24 protein-coding genes and 1 pseudogene are annotated in these 14,502 nt (G+C 68.1%); 24 read left to right on the top strand and 1 reads right to left on the bottom strand.

The window, feature by feature from the left end; genetic code table 11:
* Positions 1 to 18: 18 nt before the first annotated feature.
* Positions 19 to 495: a hypothetical protein gene (locus AUL32_RS16720; protein WP_062117261.1), complete on the bottom strand. Its 477-nt coding sequence runs from the start codon at positions 493 to 495 to the stop codon at positions 19 to 21.
* Between the two features lie 81 nt (positions 496 to 576).
* Between AUL32_RS16720 and AUL32_RS16715 the strand changes: the two genes are divergently transcribed.
* The 24 genes and pseudogenes from AUL32_RS16715 (at position 577) to AUL32_RS16605 (ending at position 14,499) form a co-directional block, all read left to right on the top strand.
* The gene (locus AUL32_RS16715) at positions 577 to 987 is read left to right on the top strand and encodes a hypothetical protein (RefSeq protein WP_062117259.1); all 411 of its coding nucleotides are present in this window, start codon (positions 577 to 579) and stop codon (positions 985 to 987) included.
* Between the two features lie 85 nt (positions 988 to 1,072).
* A complete protein-coding gene (locus AUL32_RS16710; RefSeq protein ID WP_062117256.1) occupies positions 1,073 to 1,528 on the top strand; it encodes a hypothetical protein in 456 nt (151 codons plus the stop codon).
* The gene (locus AUL32_RS16705) at positions 1,525 to 1,749 is read left to right on the top strand and encodes a hypothetical protein (protein ID WP_062117253.1); all 225 of its coding nucleotides are present in this window, start codon (positions 1,525 to 1,527) and stop codon (positions 1,747 to 1,749) included. The genes AUL32_RS16710 and AUL32_RS16705 overlap by 4 nt, the downstream gene beginning before the upstream one ends.
* Before the next feature lie 92 nt (positions 1,750 to 1,841).
* Positions 1,842 to 2,285 carry a lysozyme gene (locus AUL32_RS16700; protein ID WP_062117498.1) on the top strand — a complete coding sequence of 148 codons (444 nt, stop codon included), beginning with the start codon at positions 1,842 to 1,844 and terminating at the stop codon, positions 2,283 to 2,285.
* The gene (locus AUL32_RS16695; RefSeq protein WP_062117250.1) at positions 2,282 to 2,530 is read left to right on the top strand and encodes a hypothetical protein; all 249 of its coding nucleotides are present in this window, start codon (positions 2,282 to 2,284) and stop codon (positions 2,528 to 2,530) included. The genes AUL32_RS16700 and AUL32_RS16695 overlap by 4 nt, the downstream gene beginning before the upstream one ends.
* Positions 2,527 to 2,880: a hypothetical protein gene (locus AUL32_RS16690; protein ID WP_062117247.1), complete on the top strand. Its 354-nt coding sequence runs from the start codon at positions 2,527 to 2,529 to the stop codon at positions 2,878 to 2,880. Before AUL32_RS16695 ends, AUL32_RS16690 begins: the two co-directional genes overlap by 4 nt.
* Before the next feature lie 145 nt (positions 2,881 to 3,025).
* Positions 3,026 to 3,313: a hypothetical protein gene (locus tag AUL32_RS16685; RefSeq protein ID WP_156421508.1), complete on the top strand. Its 288-nt coding sequence runs from the start codon at positions 3,026 to 3,028 to the stop codon at positions 3,311 to 3,313.
* Positions 3,310 to 3,564, top strand: coding sequence for a hypothetical protein (locus tag AUL32_RS16680; protein WP_062117241.1), 255 nt, complete (start codon positions 3,310 to 3,312; stop codon positions 3,562 to 3,564). Before AUL32_RS16685 ends, AUL32_RS16680 begins: the two co-directional genes overlap by 4 nt.
* Positions 3,564 to 3,800, top strand: a complete 237-nt coding sequence (locus AUL32_RS16675; RefSeq protein WP_062117239.1) for a hypothetical protein — start codon at positions 3,564 to 3,566, stop codon at positions 3,798 to 3,800. The genes AUL32_RS16680 and AUL32_RS16675 overlap by 1 nt, the downstream gene beginning before the upstream one ends.
* Positions 3,801 to 4,072: 272 nt before the next feature.
* Positions 4,073 to 5,305, top strand: a complete 1,233-nt coding sequence (locus AUL32_RS16670) for a hypothetical protein (RefSeq protein WP_156421507.1) — start codon at positions 4,073 to 4,075, stop codon at positions 5,303 to 5,305.
* Between the two features lie 634 nt (positions 5,306 to 5,939).
* Positions 5,940 to 6,359 carry a helix-turn-helix transcriptional regulator gene (locus tag AUL32_RS16665; RefSeq protein WP_156421506.1) on the top strand — a complete coding sequence of 140 codons (420 nt, stop codon included), beginning with the start codon at positions 5,940 to 5,942 and terminating at the stop codon, positions 6,357 to 6,359.
* Positions 6,356 to 7,444 carry an ATPase domain-containing protein gene (locus tag AUL32_RS16660; protein WP_062117229.1) on the top strand — a complete coding sequence of 363 codons (1,089 nt, stop codon included), beginning with the start codon at positions 6,356 to 6,358 and terminating at the stop codon, positions 7,442 to 7,444. Before AUL32_RS16665 ends, AUL32_RS16660 begins: the two co-directional genes overlap by 4 nt.
* Entirely contained in the window at positions 7,441 to 7,590 is a 150-nt protein-coding gene (locus tag AUL32_RS25305; RefSeq protein ID WP_156421505.1) for a hypothetical protein, read from the top strand. Before AUL32_RS16660 ends, AUL32_RS25305 begins: the two co-directional genes overlap by 4 nt.
* Positions 7,590 to 7,916 carry a hypothetical protein gene (locus AUL32_RS16655; protein ID WP_062117227.1) on the top strand — a complete coding sequence of 109 codons (327 nt, stop codon included), beginning with the start codon at positions 7,590 to 7,592 and terminating at the stop codon, positions 7,914 to 7,916. The genes AUL32_RS25305 and AUL32_RS16655 overlap by 1 nt, the downstream gene beginning before the upstream one ends.
* On the top strand, positions 7,913 to 8,953 hold the full coding sequence (locus AUL32_RS16650; RefSeq protein ID WP_062117224.1) for a hypothetical protein: 1,041 nt from the start codon (positions 7,913 to 7,915) through the stop codon (positions 8,951 to 8,953). The genes AUL32_RS16655 and AUL32_RS16650 overlap by 4 nt, the downstream gene beginning before the upstream one ends.
* A 64-nt stretch (positions 8,954 to 9,017) precedes the next feature.
* Complete coding sequence (locus AUL32_RS16645) at positions 9,018 to 9,359, top strand: helix-turn-helix domain-containing protein (protein WP_062117221.1); 342 nt, start codon at positions 9,018 to 9,020, stop codon at positions 9,357 to 9,359.
* A gap of 87 nt (positions 9,360 to 9,446) precedes the next feature.
* On the top strand, positions 9,447 to 9,836 hold the full coding sequence (locus AUL32_RS16640; RefSeq protein WP_062117218.1) for a hypothetical protein: 390 nt from the start codon (positions 9,447 to 9,449) through the stop codon (positions 9,834 to 9,836).
* Positions 9,836 to 11,299 carry a hypothetical protein gene (locus tag AUL32_RS16635; protein ID WP_062117215.1) on the top strand — a complete coding sequence of 488 codons (1,464 nt, stop codon included), beginning with the start codon at positions 9,836 to 9,838 and terminating at the stop codon, positions 11,297 to 11,299. Before AUL32_RS16640 ends, AUL32_RS16635 begins: the two co-directional genes overlap by 1 nt.
* A complete protein-coding gene (locus AUL32_RS16630) occupies positions 11,296 to 11,529 on the top strand; it encodes a hypothetical protein (RefSeq protein WP_062117212.1) in 234 nt (77 codons plus the stop codon). The genes AUL32_RS16635 and AUL32_RS16630 overlap by 4 nt, the downstream gene beginning before the upstream one ends.
* Entirely contained in the window at positions 11,526 to 11,945 is a 420-nt protein-coding gene (locus AUL32_RS16625) for a hypothetical protein (RefSeq protein ID WP_062117209.1), read from the top strand. The genes AUL32_RS16630 and AUL32_RS16625 overlap by 4 nt, the downstream gene beginning before the upstream one ends.
* A gap of 27 nt (positions 11,946 to 11,972) precedes the next feature.
* Positions 11,973 to 12,581: pseudogene (locus tag AUL32_RS26455) on the top strand (GcrA family cell cycle regulator); the annotation flags it as partial.
* A gap of 73 nt (positions 12,582 to 12,654) precedes the next feature.
* Positions 12,655 to 12,996, top strand: a complete 342-nt coding sequence (locus tag AUL32_RS26035) for a hypothetical protein (RefSeq protein ID WP_062117203.1) — start codon at positions 12,655 to 12,657, stop codon at positions 12,994 to 12,996.
* 27 nt (positions 12,997 to 13,023) lie between these two features.
* The gene (locus tag AUL32_RS16610; protein ID WP_062117200.1) at positions 13,024 to 13,881 is read left to right on the top strand and encodes a crAss001_48 related protein; all 858 of its coding nucleotides are present in this window, start codon (positions 13,024 to 13,026) and stop codon (positions 13,879 to 13,881) included.
* A 57-nt stretch (positions 13,882 to 13,938) separates the two neighbouring features.
* The gene (locus AUL32_RS16605; RefSeq protein ID WP_062117197.1) at positions 13,939 to 14,499 is read left to right on the top strand and encodes a hypothetical protein; all 561 of its coding nucleotides are present in this window, start codon (positions 13,939 to 13,941) and stop codon (positions 14,497 to 14,499) included.
* Positions 14,500 to 14,502: the final 3 nt, after the last annotated feature.

Raw genomic sequence — 14,502 nt, 5'->3', positions numbered from 1 at the left:
CCCCCTATGCGAATGCGATCAGCGTCGGGAGACGCGGACGATGTCCTTGCCACAGCGGTACGCGCTGAGGCTCTCGAATGCGGCCAGGAGGCCGTAGACGACGATGGCGGTGGAGGTCTGGTAGTCCCAGAAGAACGTCGAGAGGGTCCCGCCTCGCTGGACGAAGACCGAGACGTCGGTCGCGACGAAAAGGGCGACGAGGCCGCACCAGATTGCCGATCCCACCATCGCGCCGGCGGCGCGGAAGAAGGGCGTCCTCCGCCAGCGGCCGTTCACGTAGAGCGCGGCGGCGCGCATGATGCCGACGGCGAGCATGGTCCACCCGAGCGCGTTCTCCGCCACGACGTGGCCGAACGCCTGGAAGGCTTCGCGCTGGAAAAGCGACTGCGGCTGCAGAAGTACCAGGCCCCAGCCGATCAAGGCCAAGGCCGCATACCATTCCATGGTCCGCTGCGGGTGCGGCGGCACGGTTCTGATGAGTGTGGTGTCGGACATCGTTTCGAGTTCCCCCTGCCGACGGGTATACATGCGCGTAGGGCGAACTCGAACTGGAGTGTTTACGAGGTGGGCGCGAAATTGATCGAGCACGTGATCCATGATTTGTCCCCTCTGATCCAGCAAGACGTTCTGACGGGAAGGCTTACGGTCGCGGATTTGTTGCAGCACCTGGCCCGGAAGGGGGTCGTCGTTTCGCGGGAATACCTCGTCTCGCAGATCGGGACCGGACTCGAGGCGATGGAGAAGGCCGGCCGCACCGGAGCCCTTTCTCGCGAGCGTTGGGTCGATCCCGTCGTCCTTAAACTGTCCGACCGCCTGAAGTTCGCGGACATGCATCCGTCCGTCGCAAAGCGGTACCAGGACCTGACCGGCAAGGCGGAAACGTACTGGGACGTCGTCTGCCGGGCACGCGTCCAGGAGCCGCCAGTGACCCTCGCCGACCGTCGCCGGACCGCCCGCGACCGTCACCGCCGGAGTCTCGCTTCTTAACGGAAAAACTAACCCTTGTAGTAGGTTAGGACGACACGTATCCATCCCACATCAGGTCGGGGGACCTGTTTGCATCGGGGGATGCGTGAAGGGGTCAGCCATCCATTTCGGCGACGGCACCATCGGTGTCGCGACCGAGTACTACGGTCGGATGAGGTCGACGAGGGAGATCCTCGTCGACGACGCCGCCGATCCACGGACGCTGGCCCGCGCCTACGCGCAGATGTTCGAAGCCGTCGACGTCGCCCGCTTCGTCGTCTGGTCCGGACGGGCGACCGTGCCGATGCTGACGTTGCTTCGGACGCTCTGCGGGTTGTGCGGCGTCGACCTCGTTCACGTCGGCTCGAAGGAGTTCCGCCGGCGGTTCTCGGCGGACACGTGGATGACCCGCGACGGGTGGCTGAAGGCCGCCCACGACCATCAGCAATTCGTCTTTGGAAGATTTACGAGCGACGCGGAGGCGACCGCGACGGCGCTCCTCGAGCTCGCATGCAGGGACGTCCTCGGGAAGGGCCTGCAGGGGTGGGAGAGAACGCCATGAGGTTCGTCGAGGACTGGAAGTCCATCCTCCGGAAGGCTTGGTCGATCCGCTTCATGGGCGCGGCCTTCCTGCTCTCGGTCGCCGAGTACGCGCTGCCCTTCTTCACCGACGTCATTCCCGACCACCTCCTGGGACTCCTCGGGGGCGCGGCCGCCGGCGGTGCCTTCGTCGCGAGGCTGGTCGCCCAAGCCAATCTGTCGAACGGGGGAAAGCAGCAGTGAGGATCCTGGATCTCTTCAAGTCGGCGCCGAAGGCGGTGCCCAAGATCGTGCCGAAGACCACCTCCGGTCGCGTCCTGACCGGCGGCGCCGCGATGACAGCGATGGCGGTCGCGCTGATCGGAGACTTCGAGGGCCTCCGGACGGAAGCCTACAAGGACATCGTGGGCATCCCGACCGTCTGCTACGGCGAGACCCGCGGCGTGAAGATGGGCGACAGCCGCACGAAGGCGGAATGCGACGACATGCTCGTGGCTAGCCTCCTGACCTTCGAGAAGGGTATGAACGCCTGCCTCGTCTCGCCCGAGACCCTACCGGTGAAGGTGAGGGTGGCGATGCTCTCCGTCACCTACAACGTCGGCTACGGCCAGCGCGGCTTCTGCGGAAGCTCCATGGCCAAGCGCATCAACGCAGGCGACGTCCGCGGCGCGTGCGACGCCCTCCTGCGATGGAACCGCGCCGGCGGCCGCGAGGTGAAGGGCCTGACCAGGCGCCGGGTCGAGGAGCGGAAGCTCTGTCTGGAAGGGATCGCCGGATGAGCGACCGTCTCTTCGCGATCTTGGACCGCGCCGTCCCGTCGATCCCATGGTCGATGATCGCGCCGCACGAAGCGCAGGCGCAGGTGAACCACCATCAGACGCTCGACCGTCTCGACGCCCGCGGCGGTCTCACGCCGTGCGAGGCGATCGCCGTCCTCGAGGACAGGTCGTGGAGCCGAATGACACAGCCGGCCGCCCAAGCCGCGCTCGTCGAGGCCGTCCGCCGGCATCGGAGCGCCGCGTGATCGCCCTCGCGCTGCGCCACTGGAGCGCCATCCTCGTCGCGGCCGTCGCCGCGGCGTTCCTCTTCGTCTCCGGACGCGCCGACCAGGCCGAACGGAAGACGCTCCGGAGCGAGATCGCCGGCATCGCCGGGGCGCAAGCCGAGTCCGAGAAGACCATCACCATCCTTAAAGCCGAAGCGGTCCGGCGGGACGTCGTCCTCGCTGGCATGAGGGCCCAGCGCGTCCGCGACCGGAAGGAGCTCGAGGACGCGATTGTCGCCGCCGCGGCCGCCAAGGGCACCGCCCGGGACGGACCGCTCGCACCCGTCACCAAGGAATACCTCCGGCGCCTGCGCGGTCCGGATCGCTGAAACGAGAAGGCCGTCCGAGGGGGAATGAGACGGCCTTCGCAGATGAGGGCATTTCGAAATGCGGAAACGTGAATTGGCCCTCCGGGGGAGGGGTCGGAGCCGGGGCGACAGGGGGATCGTCGCGTCGGCCGCTTGCTTCCTTGCCATGGTGAATAGCGCCTACGCGGATTCGGTTCCGCCGGCGCCGACCGAATCTCCACGGCCGGTACGCCGGCAGGACGAACTGTTCAACGGCCGCCGGCCGGACGTATGGCAGCTCCTCGTCCTCGTGGACGGTCAGATCCGTCGGCGGGTCTCCACGGCAGACCGGAACGCCTGCCACCTCGTCGCGTCGGCCGTCGCGGTGGAGCTCATCGCCGATCCCGCCCTGGTGGCGCATCCGGACCGCGTCCGCATCACGTGCGAGCCCGACCGGCCGGGAGCTGTCGCATGAGGACGGTCGCGGCGATCGCCGTCGTGCTCGCCCTCGCGGGATGCCAGACGACGCGCACGGTCACGACGGCCGTCCCGCTGGCCGAACGCATCCCGCTCGAGCTCCGGTCCTGCGCGGCAGAGCCCGGCGCCCCGGATCCGGACGCCTCCACCCAGGCCGACCTCGTCGCGTGGACGGCGCGGCTGCGGGATGCCGGCGCGGACTGTCGGGCCAAGGTCGGCGCGCTCGACGAGCTGGTGGGGAGGTCCTGATGTCGGATGCGAGCCTGCACGCCTGGCACGGCAACGAGTCCCTGTGGAGCGACAGGGTGACCTTCGTCCCGAAGCCCGAGAAGGTCCGGTCTCTGATCGCGAGCCATGGCCGGGAGGCGGCGGAGGAACGGTGGGGCAGGCGGGTCGTGCTCGCCGTCCTGAAGGCGGAAAAACACCAGATCCGCGTCGTCGCGAAGGCGCGGGCGCGGCACGAGAGGCGACACCCCGAAATGTGAAAGCCGCCCTGATCCGGAGACCAATCCGGGGGGCGGCTTTCGGAGACCGGAGGCCAGTGAGACCCCCCGATTCTCTGCGGAATACTAGGGGGTATCGACTCTCGCGTCAACAATCGGCATGCTGAGCGAATCGGGCGTCCTGAGATACCCCGTTTTACAAACCGGCCTGACCAGCCGGCCACCAGTGAGCCGAGAAATTGCACCCCCAACCCCTCCTTTCCCCCACTCCGTTCTATCCGGCCTACGGCGACGACCAGGATTTCCCGATCCCGATGGAGGACATCGGGCCGACCGTCGGCGAGCCGTACGAACACTCCCAGATCCCGCTTTCCATGCGGTACGAGCACCGGCCCTTCTGGCTCGCCCTGTGCGAGGTACTGGAATGCGCCGAGACGACCGCCGCGATCGCCTTGGCGGCGTATTTCGCGGCGAAGGTCAGCGGCCGCTGGATCAGCTACTCGGCCCGGGCCGAGCACTACGTCTGGAAGAAGGTCCTCGACCGGAACAAGGACAAGGCCGCCGCGCTCCGCGATCCGGAATTCGTGCAGCGCGAGCCGTCGAAGGTCTACACGTGGCGTCTGGTCATGCAGGGCATCGAGCACCTTAAGGCCCTCGATCTGATCGACGACTGGCGCCAGAAGCCCGGCGTCGAGGGCTGGAGGAGCTGCTTCCGCCCGACGAAGGCGCTCCTCGACATCGTCGCCGGCGTGATCGCCAAGGTCGGCGTTCCGAAGGCGCAGAGGCCGGATCCGAAGAGCCTCGTCCAGCTTCGCGACAAGACGGGCGAGCTGATCGACTTCAGGGAGACCGCCGAGACGAAGAAGTGGCGGCGCATCGCCGAGGGACTGAACGAGTGGCTGCGCGAGGCCGACGTCTCTACGGGATCGGCTTGCCTCGTCCGGATCTTCAACCTCGACCTTTCACGCGGCGGGCGGTTCTACGCCACCGGCGGCGCCTGGCAGGTCCTGAAGAAGGCGGAGCGACGGAAGATCCTCATCGGCGGCGAGGCGGTCTGCGAGCTCGACTACGCGACGATCCATCCGACGATGGCATACGCGATGGTGGGCCTGATGCCACCGCAAGACAGCTACGACATCGGCGGCGGCTGGGACCGGAAGCTGGTCAAGGCGGCGATGATGACCGCCCTGAACGCCAAATCGTTCGACGAGGCGATGAAGTCGGTCGCGGGGAACAAGAGGATCGGCGCGATCCCGAGATCGAGGGAGGCGAGGATCCGGGCGACGAGCCTCCTGAACAGGATCCGGCAGGTGCACTGGCAGATCGAGAACCTGTTCTTCTCGGACGCGGGAGCGACGTTCATGCTCCGGGATGCGGAGATGGCCGAGTTCGTCCTGACGAGCCTGATGAGGAAGGGCGTGACGTGCCTTCCCATCCACGACTCCTTCCTCGTCCAGCGGTCGCAGAGGGACGTCCTGAGGGACGCCATGATGGAAGCGGCGGATCGAGCGAAGATGCCGTGGATCGGGATCGAGGAGCCCGTCTGAAAAGGTGTATTCTGACTGTGGCAGGAATGTCACGTTTTGAGGGGTCAGATTCAACGATATCAACGGTTTGGAGCTGAAATGTTCCACATATAGCTGCTCTGGCTCCTGGGAGGCTGGAAGGTAGGCTCCGCCGGGCGGTCCTAGTCGCCTCTCCGAAACCGAAATCTTACCTACCGTCGCCGGAGTCGATTCCAGGGGTCAGCGACTCCGACTCGCGTAGGCGGCCCGGATGGGCAGGGAAGCCATCCAGGAGACCTCAGGATCGCTCTCCGGACAGAGGTAGTCCGACCTCTTTAAAGCCGATCTCAGCCCTCTTCCGTTCGAATCCGAGACCTTGTCCGAACGGAAGCGGAATCGCCCACAGGAAGCCGGGAGCTGGAACCAGGGAGGCGCTCCCTTCCTCCGGTCATCGTTCTTCTCGGGCCGAAGGCCCTATCCCTGGATGACGAACATCGCGGGAGGAGGCGAAGCCGACCAGCCTTCGGAACAGAATAACCGACCGTATGACGATAACCGTTGATCGTATCGATCCGCATGCGTATCCTCCGTCGCGAACGTCGAAGGGGGTCGCATGAGGGAGGACGCAGCATACCGGGCCAGGGCTCTCGGCTCCCTCCGCCGCCGTGCGAAGCGGTTGGACCTTTCGACGACGGACCGTTCCCTCTCGCCACTCCTGCCCGTCACCTGCGACCACGACGCAGTCCTGCGCCACGCCGACCTACGCAGCCTCCGCTTCGGCGACGGCGCCGTCCGTCAGGTCCTGTCCGTCGGTGTCGACGTCTTCGCCTCGCTCCTCGGCGTCGCCGCCAGAAGCCTGTACCGCTGGATCGCCGACGGTCAGATGCCTTCCGCCTTGGCCGTCGAGGCATCGACCCGTCGGCCGCGCTACACCGTCGCCGAGGTCTGCGTGTACGGCCGGCTCGTCGAGGCCGTCGTCCTGGCGCACCGCCTCGTCGACGGTAGGAGGCTGTTCGACCCGGCGATCTCGCCAGCGGGGCAGCTCTACGCGGCTCGGGTGGAGATCGCCCGCCACGTCCTGCAGGTGCGCCCGTGAAGGCCGCGGCGCCGGCCGTCCGGACCTCCGCCGACGTCCTGGCGAAGCTCGGTAGGGCCGGGCTCGGCCACACGATCCTCGACGCGTCCCGTCCCGACGTCGACCACCGCCGCCACATCCCGACCGGGATCTACGAGCTCGACAGGATGTGCATGGGCGGGATCCCCGCCAGCGCCATCACTCAGGTCGTCGGACGGCAGGGATCGGGGAAGAGCTCGCTCTGCGACCGTATCACCGCCTCGGCGCAGCGGATCTGGCCGGAGCACAAGGTCGCCCGCGTCGACGTCGAGGGGACGCAGGATTTCGAATGGGCCGCCCTGCACGGCGTCGACCCGTCGAGGGTGATCCTCTCGCGGCCGGAGACGGCCGAGGACGCCATGAACACGTCGGAGGAGCTCGTCCGGGCTTCGGACGTCTCGATCGTCATCGTGGACAGCGTGGCGGCCATGATGCCGTCGGCGATGTCGATGCGGTCGATCGGCGACACGATCCCAGGCGTCCGCGCAAGGCTCGTCAACGAATTCCTGACCCGTGTCGGCAGCGCCATCGTCGAGGCCCGCAACGCCGGCCGGACGGTCACGCTCGTGGTCGTGAACCAGTACAGGCAGCGTTTCGTCGTCCGCGGCGACGTCAGGACGATCCCCGGCGGGGAGGGGCTCAACTACTTCCCCAGCTTCACCGTCTCGATGGACGGCTTCACGCACTACGGCAAGGACGCTTTCGGCGACGAGGCCGCGATGCGCCTGGAGATGACCTTCCAGCGCCTGAAGTCGAAGCTCGGCAGCGGGACGAAGGAGGGCAAGGCGACGATGATCTTGGATCCGTCGCACCCGCTCGGACTCGGCGCCATCGACCAGGCCGACGACATCCTCGATTTCACCGACAAGCGGGGTCTCACCGCCCGCCCGTCCACCGTCCGCTGCGATCTCGGCGCCTTCTCGACGGCGACGTTCAGGACGCTCCGCGACAGGGCCGACCACCTGCGCGCCGATCCGGCGCTCCAGCAGACGATCTACGACGCCGCCATCAGCGCTTGGCGCGTCGAGCGAGGCAAGGGCGCCGGCGAATGGAAGGCAGCGGCATGATCGACGACATCGACGAGGGCGACCGCATCCTTTTCTGTTGCTCCTGCGGCGCGGAGATCTATGCCGCCGAGGATTACGAGGTTCGGGACGGCGATTTCGTCTGCGACGGCTGCGCCGACGATGATTTCGACGAGGCCGGCTTCTGATGCCGTTCTCCCGCCTCCCGCCCGGCCTGCGCAACGCCCGCCGCCACGAACGCGACGTCGCCGCCTCCATCGGCGGCCGCCTGACGGCTATGTCCGGCGCCGGACCCGAGAAGGGCGACGTCGCCAGCCAGATTCTCGTCGTCGAGTGCAAGTCGACGAGCCGCGCCTCGTTCGCCATCTCGCCGGCCCTGATGGACCGCATCACCTCGACCGCGGCGCAGACCTCCCGCCGCGGCGTCCTTCACGTGCGCTTCGTCGACGCCTCCGGCCGAACGCTCCGCCAGTACGGCGTCGTCGAGGCCGACCTTCTGGAAGACCTCGCATGAGCAACCTCGGCTTCTCCCCCTCCGCCCCCCGGTCGCCCGCCTTCGGCGCCATGGCCCGACGCATGTCGCCCCAGTCGAAGGCCCTGCGCATGCGCCTGGTCGCGCTCGAGGACGAGGACCTTCGCCGCGTCGCCGCCGACGTCGGCTCGACGAGGTGGTCCGTCCAGGACCTCATGAACTGGGGCAGCGACAACCAGACCTGGGAGCGAGTCCACGCGGCGATCGACGCCCTGACGCCGCCGGAGGAGGTGGCGCCGCCGGCGGACATCGTTACGGCGCTCGTCGAGGAGCATTTCGCGGAGGATGCTCGCCGGCCGGCGTCCGTCGATCCCATCGAGGATCCCGAGCCCGCTCTCTCGGAGCCGAGCATAGACCGCTTCGCCGTCGCCCGCCGGTCGGACGGCGTCGAGCTCGGCGACGACGACCGCGCCCTTCTGGCCCGTGCGCAGGACCTGGCCGGTTCGGCCGACTTCATGGCGTTGGGCGAGGCGCTCGCCGCCCTGGTCAACGGCGGCGTCCATCGGCGTCTCGGCTACGCGGACGAGCGTTCGGCCGTCGCGGCGTTCCTCGAAACCGAAGCCGGCGTCGCGGGCCGTAAGGCCATGTACATCCTGCGCATCGGCCGTCGGCTGTCGGGTTCGCCGTTGCGGTCAAGGATCGAGAAGCTCGGGTGGACGAAGGCGAAGGAAATCGCCGGCCTGAAGGACGAGAGCCTTCACAAGGACGCTGTCGCGTTCGCCGAGACCCATGGCGTCAGGGACCTCGTGGAGCACTGCCGGCGGCTTCGGGACGGCGAACCGAAGACCGGCTCGCACCGCCGCCTCGTCCTCACCGTCACCGCGTCGGGCGAAGGCATGATCCGCCAGGCCCTCGACACCGTCCGCCGGCGTTCGGGCAAGCCCGACCTCAGCGACGGTTTCGCCCTGCAGCTCGCGGTCGCGGAGTGGCTCCTGTCGGAAGGCGACCTGTCGCTCGCGGAAGGGATCGCCGCCCTCGAGGAGCGTTTCGGCGTCAAACTCGTCGAATCTCGCGAATAGGTTAACTACCCTAGTGACACCTGACAATGAACCTGCTACGAATTCGTTAAGACGGAGACCTGGAATGTCCGCTACCCCCGAAACCGCGACCGAGACGCTGACCACGAGCGATCCCAACCTGCTGAACCGGCAGATCTTCGGGTCGTTCATGCGCCGTCTGCGTTCCGACGCCGACATGACCCGGGCAGAGTTCGCCCGGCGCATCGGCTGCTCGGGACCTCTGATCTCCCAGACCGAGTCCGGCGTCAACACGCCGAACAAGAGGGTCGAGGACATGCTGGTCGGGCTGTACCCGTACCAGGAGTCCGAAATCCGGCTCCTGGCCGCGGTCGCACGGCTCTCGTCCGGCACGCACGCGGATGACTTCCAGCTTTTCGTGCGAGCGACTTCCGCCCGCGCAGCCTGACACGAAGTGGCGCGGGCTGGCCGTCCCGACGTCGCGTGTAAAACGGCCAACGAACCAGTAGCGACAACTCCAACACAGGGCACCCCCATGTCCGCCAGAGCCAACCTCTCGCACCGCGAGAACTACGATGTGACCGTCGAGGGCCTGAACGCCCTCCTGGTCACCGCCGAGGACCTCCTCTCCGGCCTGACCGTCGCCGACAGCCTCCAGATGATCCGCCAGATGCGCAAGCGCTTCGAGGAGCTCGAGAAGGCGCCGGCGGAGTTCGTGAAGCTCTCCGACAAGCCCACGAAGGGCGTCGGCTGCGTCGCCACTCGGAACCTGATCCCGGGCGGGACGCAGTGGAAGCAGGTCGCCGAGAAGGTCGCCGCCGACGCCGGCGTCGCGCTCGACGACGCGTTCCTAGCGCCGTTCAAGAACAAGGCGGCGTACCGCGTCGACCTGACCGAGGCTACGGCCGAGCAGGGGGCACTCTGATGGGCGTCCGTGCAGGCTACAAGCAGTGGACCGCGGAGGAGGACGAAGCCCTCCGCCTCCATTCCCTCCTCAAGACGCCGGGTCCGGTCGTCGCCGACCAGTTCGGCGTCTCCGTCGGCGCCGTGCAGACCCGTATGACCCGCCTCGGCGCGTCGCAGCAGCTGACGCAGTTCCAGCGCGACCGCATCGTCGAGCTGCACCGCGTCGAGAAGTACCGTCTCAGCCGCATCGCCCAGCGCGTCGGCGTTTCGAAGGATCAGGCGGCCGTCGTGCTGCAGCAGGCGGGCTTCGAGGTCGAGACGCCGAGGATCCCGCTCGGGACCGTCGTCAACGCCCGGAAGTCCATCGATGCCCGGCATTTCTTCACGCCCCAGGAGGACGAGACGATCCGGACCAGGATGCTGGCCGGGCATGCCGTCGCCGACATCGCGATCGGGCTCGGGCAGCAGAGGGCGAGCGTCCAGAACAGGGCGACGTACCTGGGCCTGAAGGTCCGCGAGATCGCGAAGGCTCGCGCCGCCGCCGGTCCCGATGCTCCGAACGTTTCCGAGGATCCAGGTCGCACCGGGGAGGGTGGGTGGACCGTCGACATGATGGTCGGCATCGAGAAGCTCTGGGCCGATGGCAAGGACTCGCGCACGATCGCGAAGGTCCTCGGCTGCGGCGTCGTGCAGGTCGACCGCGAGATCGCGAAGATCCGCCGGAGGCATCAGGATGCCATCTCGGACCGCAGCACCGGCTATTCGACCATGGCGACGAAGAGCCGGGTCCTGGAGCTGCACGCAGAGGGCGCGACGTCGCTGCGCATCTCGCGGATCGTTCCCCTCACCATCGCGCAGATCGATGCCATGCTCGCGAAGGACGGCCGGACCCCGAACGCGACTCGGTCCTACGTGTCAGGCCGCTACGGCGTCGACATGCCGTATCCGGCTCCCCGCGACCTCGATGCCGAGCCGCTGAAGCTTCTCTACCCGTCCGACGTCGCGACGCCGGCGGACGAGATTGCCCAGTCCGCGCCCGAGATCGTCCACGAGGTCCCCGAGGCCCTGCCGGAGCAGGCGCCCGTGGTGGACGATATCCGGGACGCCAAGCCCGAAGTCGTCCAGCAGACCCAAACCGAAGCCGAACAGGAGACGACCATGTCCGCCGACACCACCGAACAGAATCCCTTCGGCGCTCCGTGGACGGACGCCGACCTGAAATACCTCTCGACGGCCGACGCGGCCGGGAAGTCCCTCGTGGAGATCGCGGGGCACCTCGGCCGCACCACCGCCGCGGTCAAGAAGAAGCGGTCTCTCGTGCGCGGACGGGCCGCCTCCTCGCCGAAGACCGCGGCGCCCGCCCTGGTCGTCGCCCTCGACGCGGAGATCGCCTCGATCGAGACGCGCATCGCGGCCGAGCAGCGGTCCTTGAAGATGATGAAGGACCTCAGGGGAACGCTGGACGGGACGAGGACGGCATGACCGGCCCCGACCTTCCCGATTGGGACGCGGAGCAGACGGCCCGCGCCCGGTATCTCGACCGGGTCGGCACCCCGATCGAGCGCATCGCGCAGGAGGCCGGCGTTCCGGCCTCCGTCGCCCGGTCCCGCATCGACGAGGCCGTCCGGCGTGGGCCGGTCGTCCCCGTCGGGATGATCGAGGCGATGGATGTCTACCTGGCGTTCCTCGGCATCGACGGAGCGGTCGCGTGAGCGCCCGCCGGTACGTACGCTTCAAGGTCTCGGACCACGCCATGTTGCGCTGGATCGACCGGGTGGAGCGCATCGGCGTCGAAGCCGTGCGGGACCGCCTCGGCGGCCTCGACGACGGGGAACTGCTCCATCACCTCGGCGCCGAGATGGGACTGCCCGTCCACGACATGCGCCGGCGGATCGTCGGCAGTCTCTTCGACGTGAACGCACCGCAGGACGGGATCGCCGAGATCGGCGGCGTCCTGGCCATCCTTGTCGAGGGAACCGTAGTCACGACGTACCCGAAGAAGCCGGGCGAGGCCCGCCCGAAGCCGCGGGGTCGTTCCGGCCCCCGCTTCATGACCCGCGAGACCCGCGTCGCCGTCAGGCGGGAGAGGGGGGGCAACCGCGGCCTCGTCGGCATGGACGCCGACTGATCCCCAACCCACGAAAGGATATCGACCATGGCCAACATCCCCTGGAACGAAGACGACGTCGCCAGAATCCGCCGGATGGCCGACGCCGGCCGCAGCGCGTCGGAGATCGCCTCGGAATTCCCCGGCACGACCCGCAACGCGATCATCGGCTTGTGTCACCGCAAGGGCATCCAGCTGCGGCAGCGGGCCAAGGTCCTGACCCTCGTCGGCGCCAAGCTCGACGAAGCCCGCCGTCTGGCCGAGAAGGGTCGGTCCGCGGAGGAGATCTCGTCGCGCTTCGGCGTGCCCCGGCGGACCGTGCTGCCGTCGCTGCGCAAGTCCGGGACCGCGATCACGACCCTGGCGCCGCGTCCCATCCCGTCGCCGATGCCGCCGAAGAGGTCCAAGACCGCGAGGACGGCCGTCGTCCTTCCGCTCCTGCCGGCGGACTCTACGCGGGCCTTCGCCGACAAGGTCCTGACGATGAAGCAGCTGGACGAGGTCGCCGCCGAGAAGGCGCGTCTTCGGGTCGAGCGCGACCGGATCCTCGCGGAGGCCTTCCGCCCGACGGCGCTGGCCCGGCCGGTCGTCGCCGCTTCGGGCTGCCGGTGGCCTCTCTGGTCGGCCAACGCGACGCTGTCGGAGAAGCTCGTCTGCGGTCATCGTCGGCGCCGTCCCGCACCTCGCCGTCGACGGCCGGAAGATCCGCGTCGTCCGGAAGGCCGCATCCGTGATCGCTCTCTCCATCGCGGCGACGGGCAGGGCGGTCGAGGAACTCGATCGCCAGATCCTGACGTCGCACGGCATGACGCCGGGCGGGATGGACGTCGTCGAGGCGTATCTCGGGGCCGCCGGCGGGACGCTGCCGGAGGTCCGTTGGCAGAGCCACGTCGACCTGGAGGACCTGGCCGCGAACATCGCGTTCGAACTTTCGGACCTCGACCGCAACATGATGGGCGAAGGCGCATACCGCGAGCGGCAACTGCTCGGGATCCTCAACGCGCTCGCTGCCCACGGGACGCGGCACCAGACCATCCGCCGCATTCCCGATTCCACCGACCGCGCTGCGTAAAAGCGCCAACGAACGAGACCTGCGATCATGACCACCCTGAAGCCCGTCGTCATCGGCCGCCACACGCTGGCGTGCAACACCGATGCCTACATCCTCTCCCGCCGTCCTGAAGTGGCGGCCGCCCTTGGCATCCCGGATCGGCAGGTGCAGGTCGTCCTGCACGACCTCCTCTTCCACATGCAGCGCCACCGGCATCCGGAAGAGATCACGTTCCCGGTCCACGCCGGGGACGCGTCCGGCGCCAAGGTGAAGTTCCGCATCCACGCGTCGCCGAGCTTCTACACGATCAGCCGCGACGACGATGTCGTCCGGGTGTTCGGGAAGTCGTCGGCGGGAGCATCGCAATCGGCTCCGCCCGCCGTCCAGGTCTCCGGCGCCGGCGTCTCGATCTCCGTGTCCGGCATTTCGGTCGATCGCCTGCGCGCCGTCGCGGATCTGCTCCAGTTCGGCACGTCGCCGGCGGAGCCGCAGCTGCACGAGGGCGAGAGCGCGGCGATCGAACAGGCGGCCTTGACGAAGGACCAGGCGGCGGCGAGAGCGGCTTCCGGTGTCACCATCTTGGATTACGCGCCCGATTACGTCCCGCCGGTGCCGACACCGAAGGACGGCCTGACCGATGCCGAGAAGGCGCAGCTTGAGAACGGCGGCGAGACGAGGGAGGTCCTCTGGAAGCGTCTCGACGCCGAAGCGCTCGAGCTCGACAAGCGCCTCTTTGACCTGGCGGCGTTCGTGAAGTCCGCCGACTACCGTCGTCTGGCCGACATCGACCGGGATCTCCTGGTTTCCCAAGAGGCCGCGATGCGCACGTACCTTCGCGTCCTCGAGACCCGTCGGAGGAGGGTCGGTCAGAACTTCGGAGCAGAGCCCACCATCACCTTCCGCTGATCCCGCCGGCGGCTGCTCCGGCGGCCGCCTCGATCCCCTTGCGCCATCGAGGCACCCATGTCCGACACCGACGCCCAAACCACGCTGACCACCGCTGAGATCGAGCGCGAAGACATCCTTGCGGCCGCCGTCGTCGAGGGGCGCGGCGACGACCCCTTCCTGGAGCCCGGCGACGATCCGAATCCGGCGCCGATCGAGGAGCCGATGACGCACACCGCACCGATCGCATTCATGCTCCTACTCGTCCGCCCCCGTCGCGGCGAGCCGGCGTTCGAAATGATCTGGACCGAGGGCGGCGGACTCGGCCAGGACGATCTCGTCGTGCCGGCGGACGTTCCGTCGGGCTACGTCGTCTGCGAGGACGCGGCCGTCCGGGTCGTCGGCGAGGAGAAGGACGAGCAGCGCGGCATCGTGCGGCGGGCCTACGGCGTCGTCGGCACCTGGAGGACGGCGCGGCTCGAGGACTTCGAGACCCGTCCGGGCAAGTGGTTCCGGGTCGGTGGTCTCGAATTCCCAGAAACGCTGCGCGCCGTCTTCCAGAACGGCTACGAGCAGGGGAATCGGCGCGTCGTCGAGAGCGTGAAGCACGCGATCGGCCTCGACGGATCGGAGGGCTGAGGA

Origin of the sequence: Aureimonas sp. AU40 (assembly GCF_001463785.1) — a bacterium.
Classification (GTDB): Bacteria; Pseudomonadota; Alphaproteobacteria; order Rhizobiales; family Rhizobiaceae; genus Aureimonas.
The sequence above is the reverse complement of the archived record's forward strand: the minus strand, read 5'-3'. Positions and strand labels throughout refer to the sequence as shown.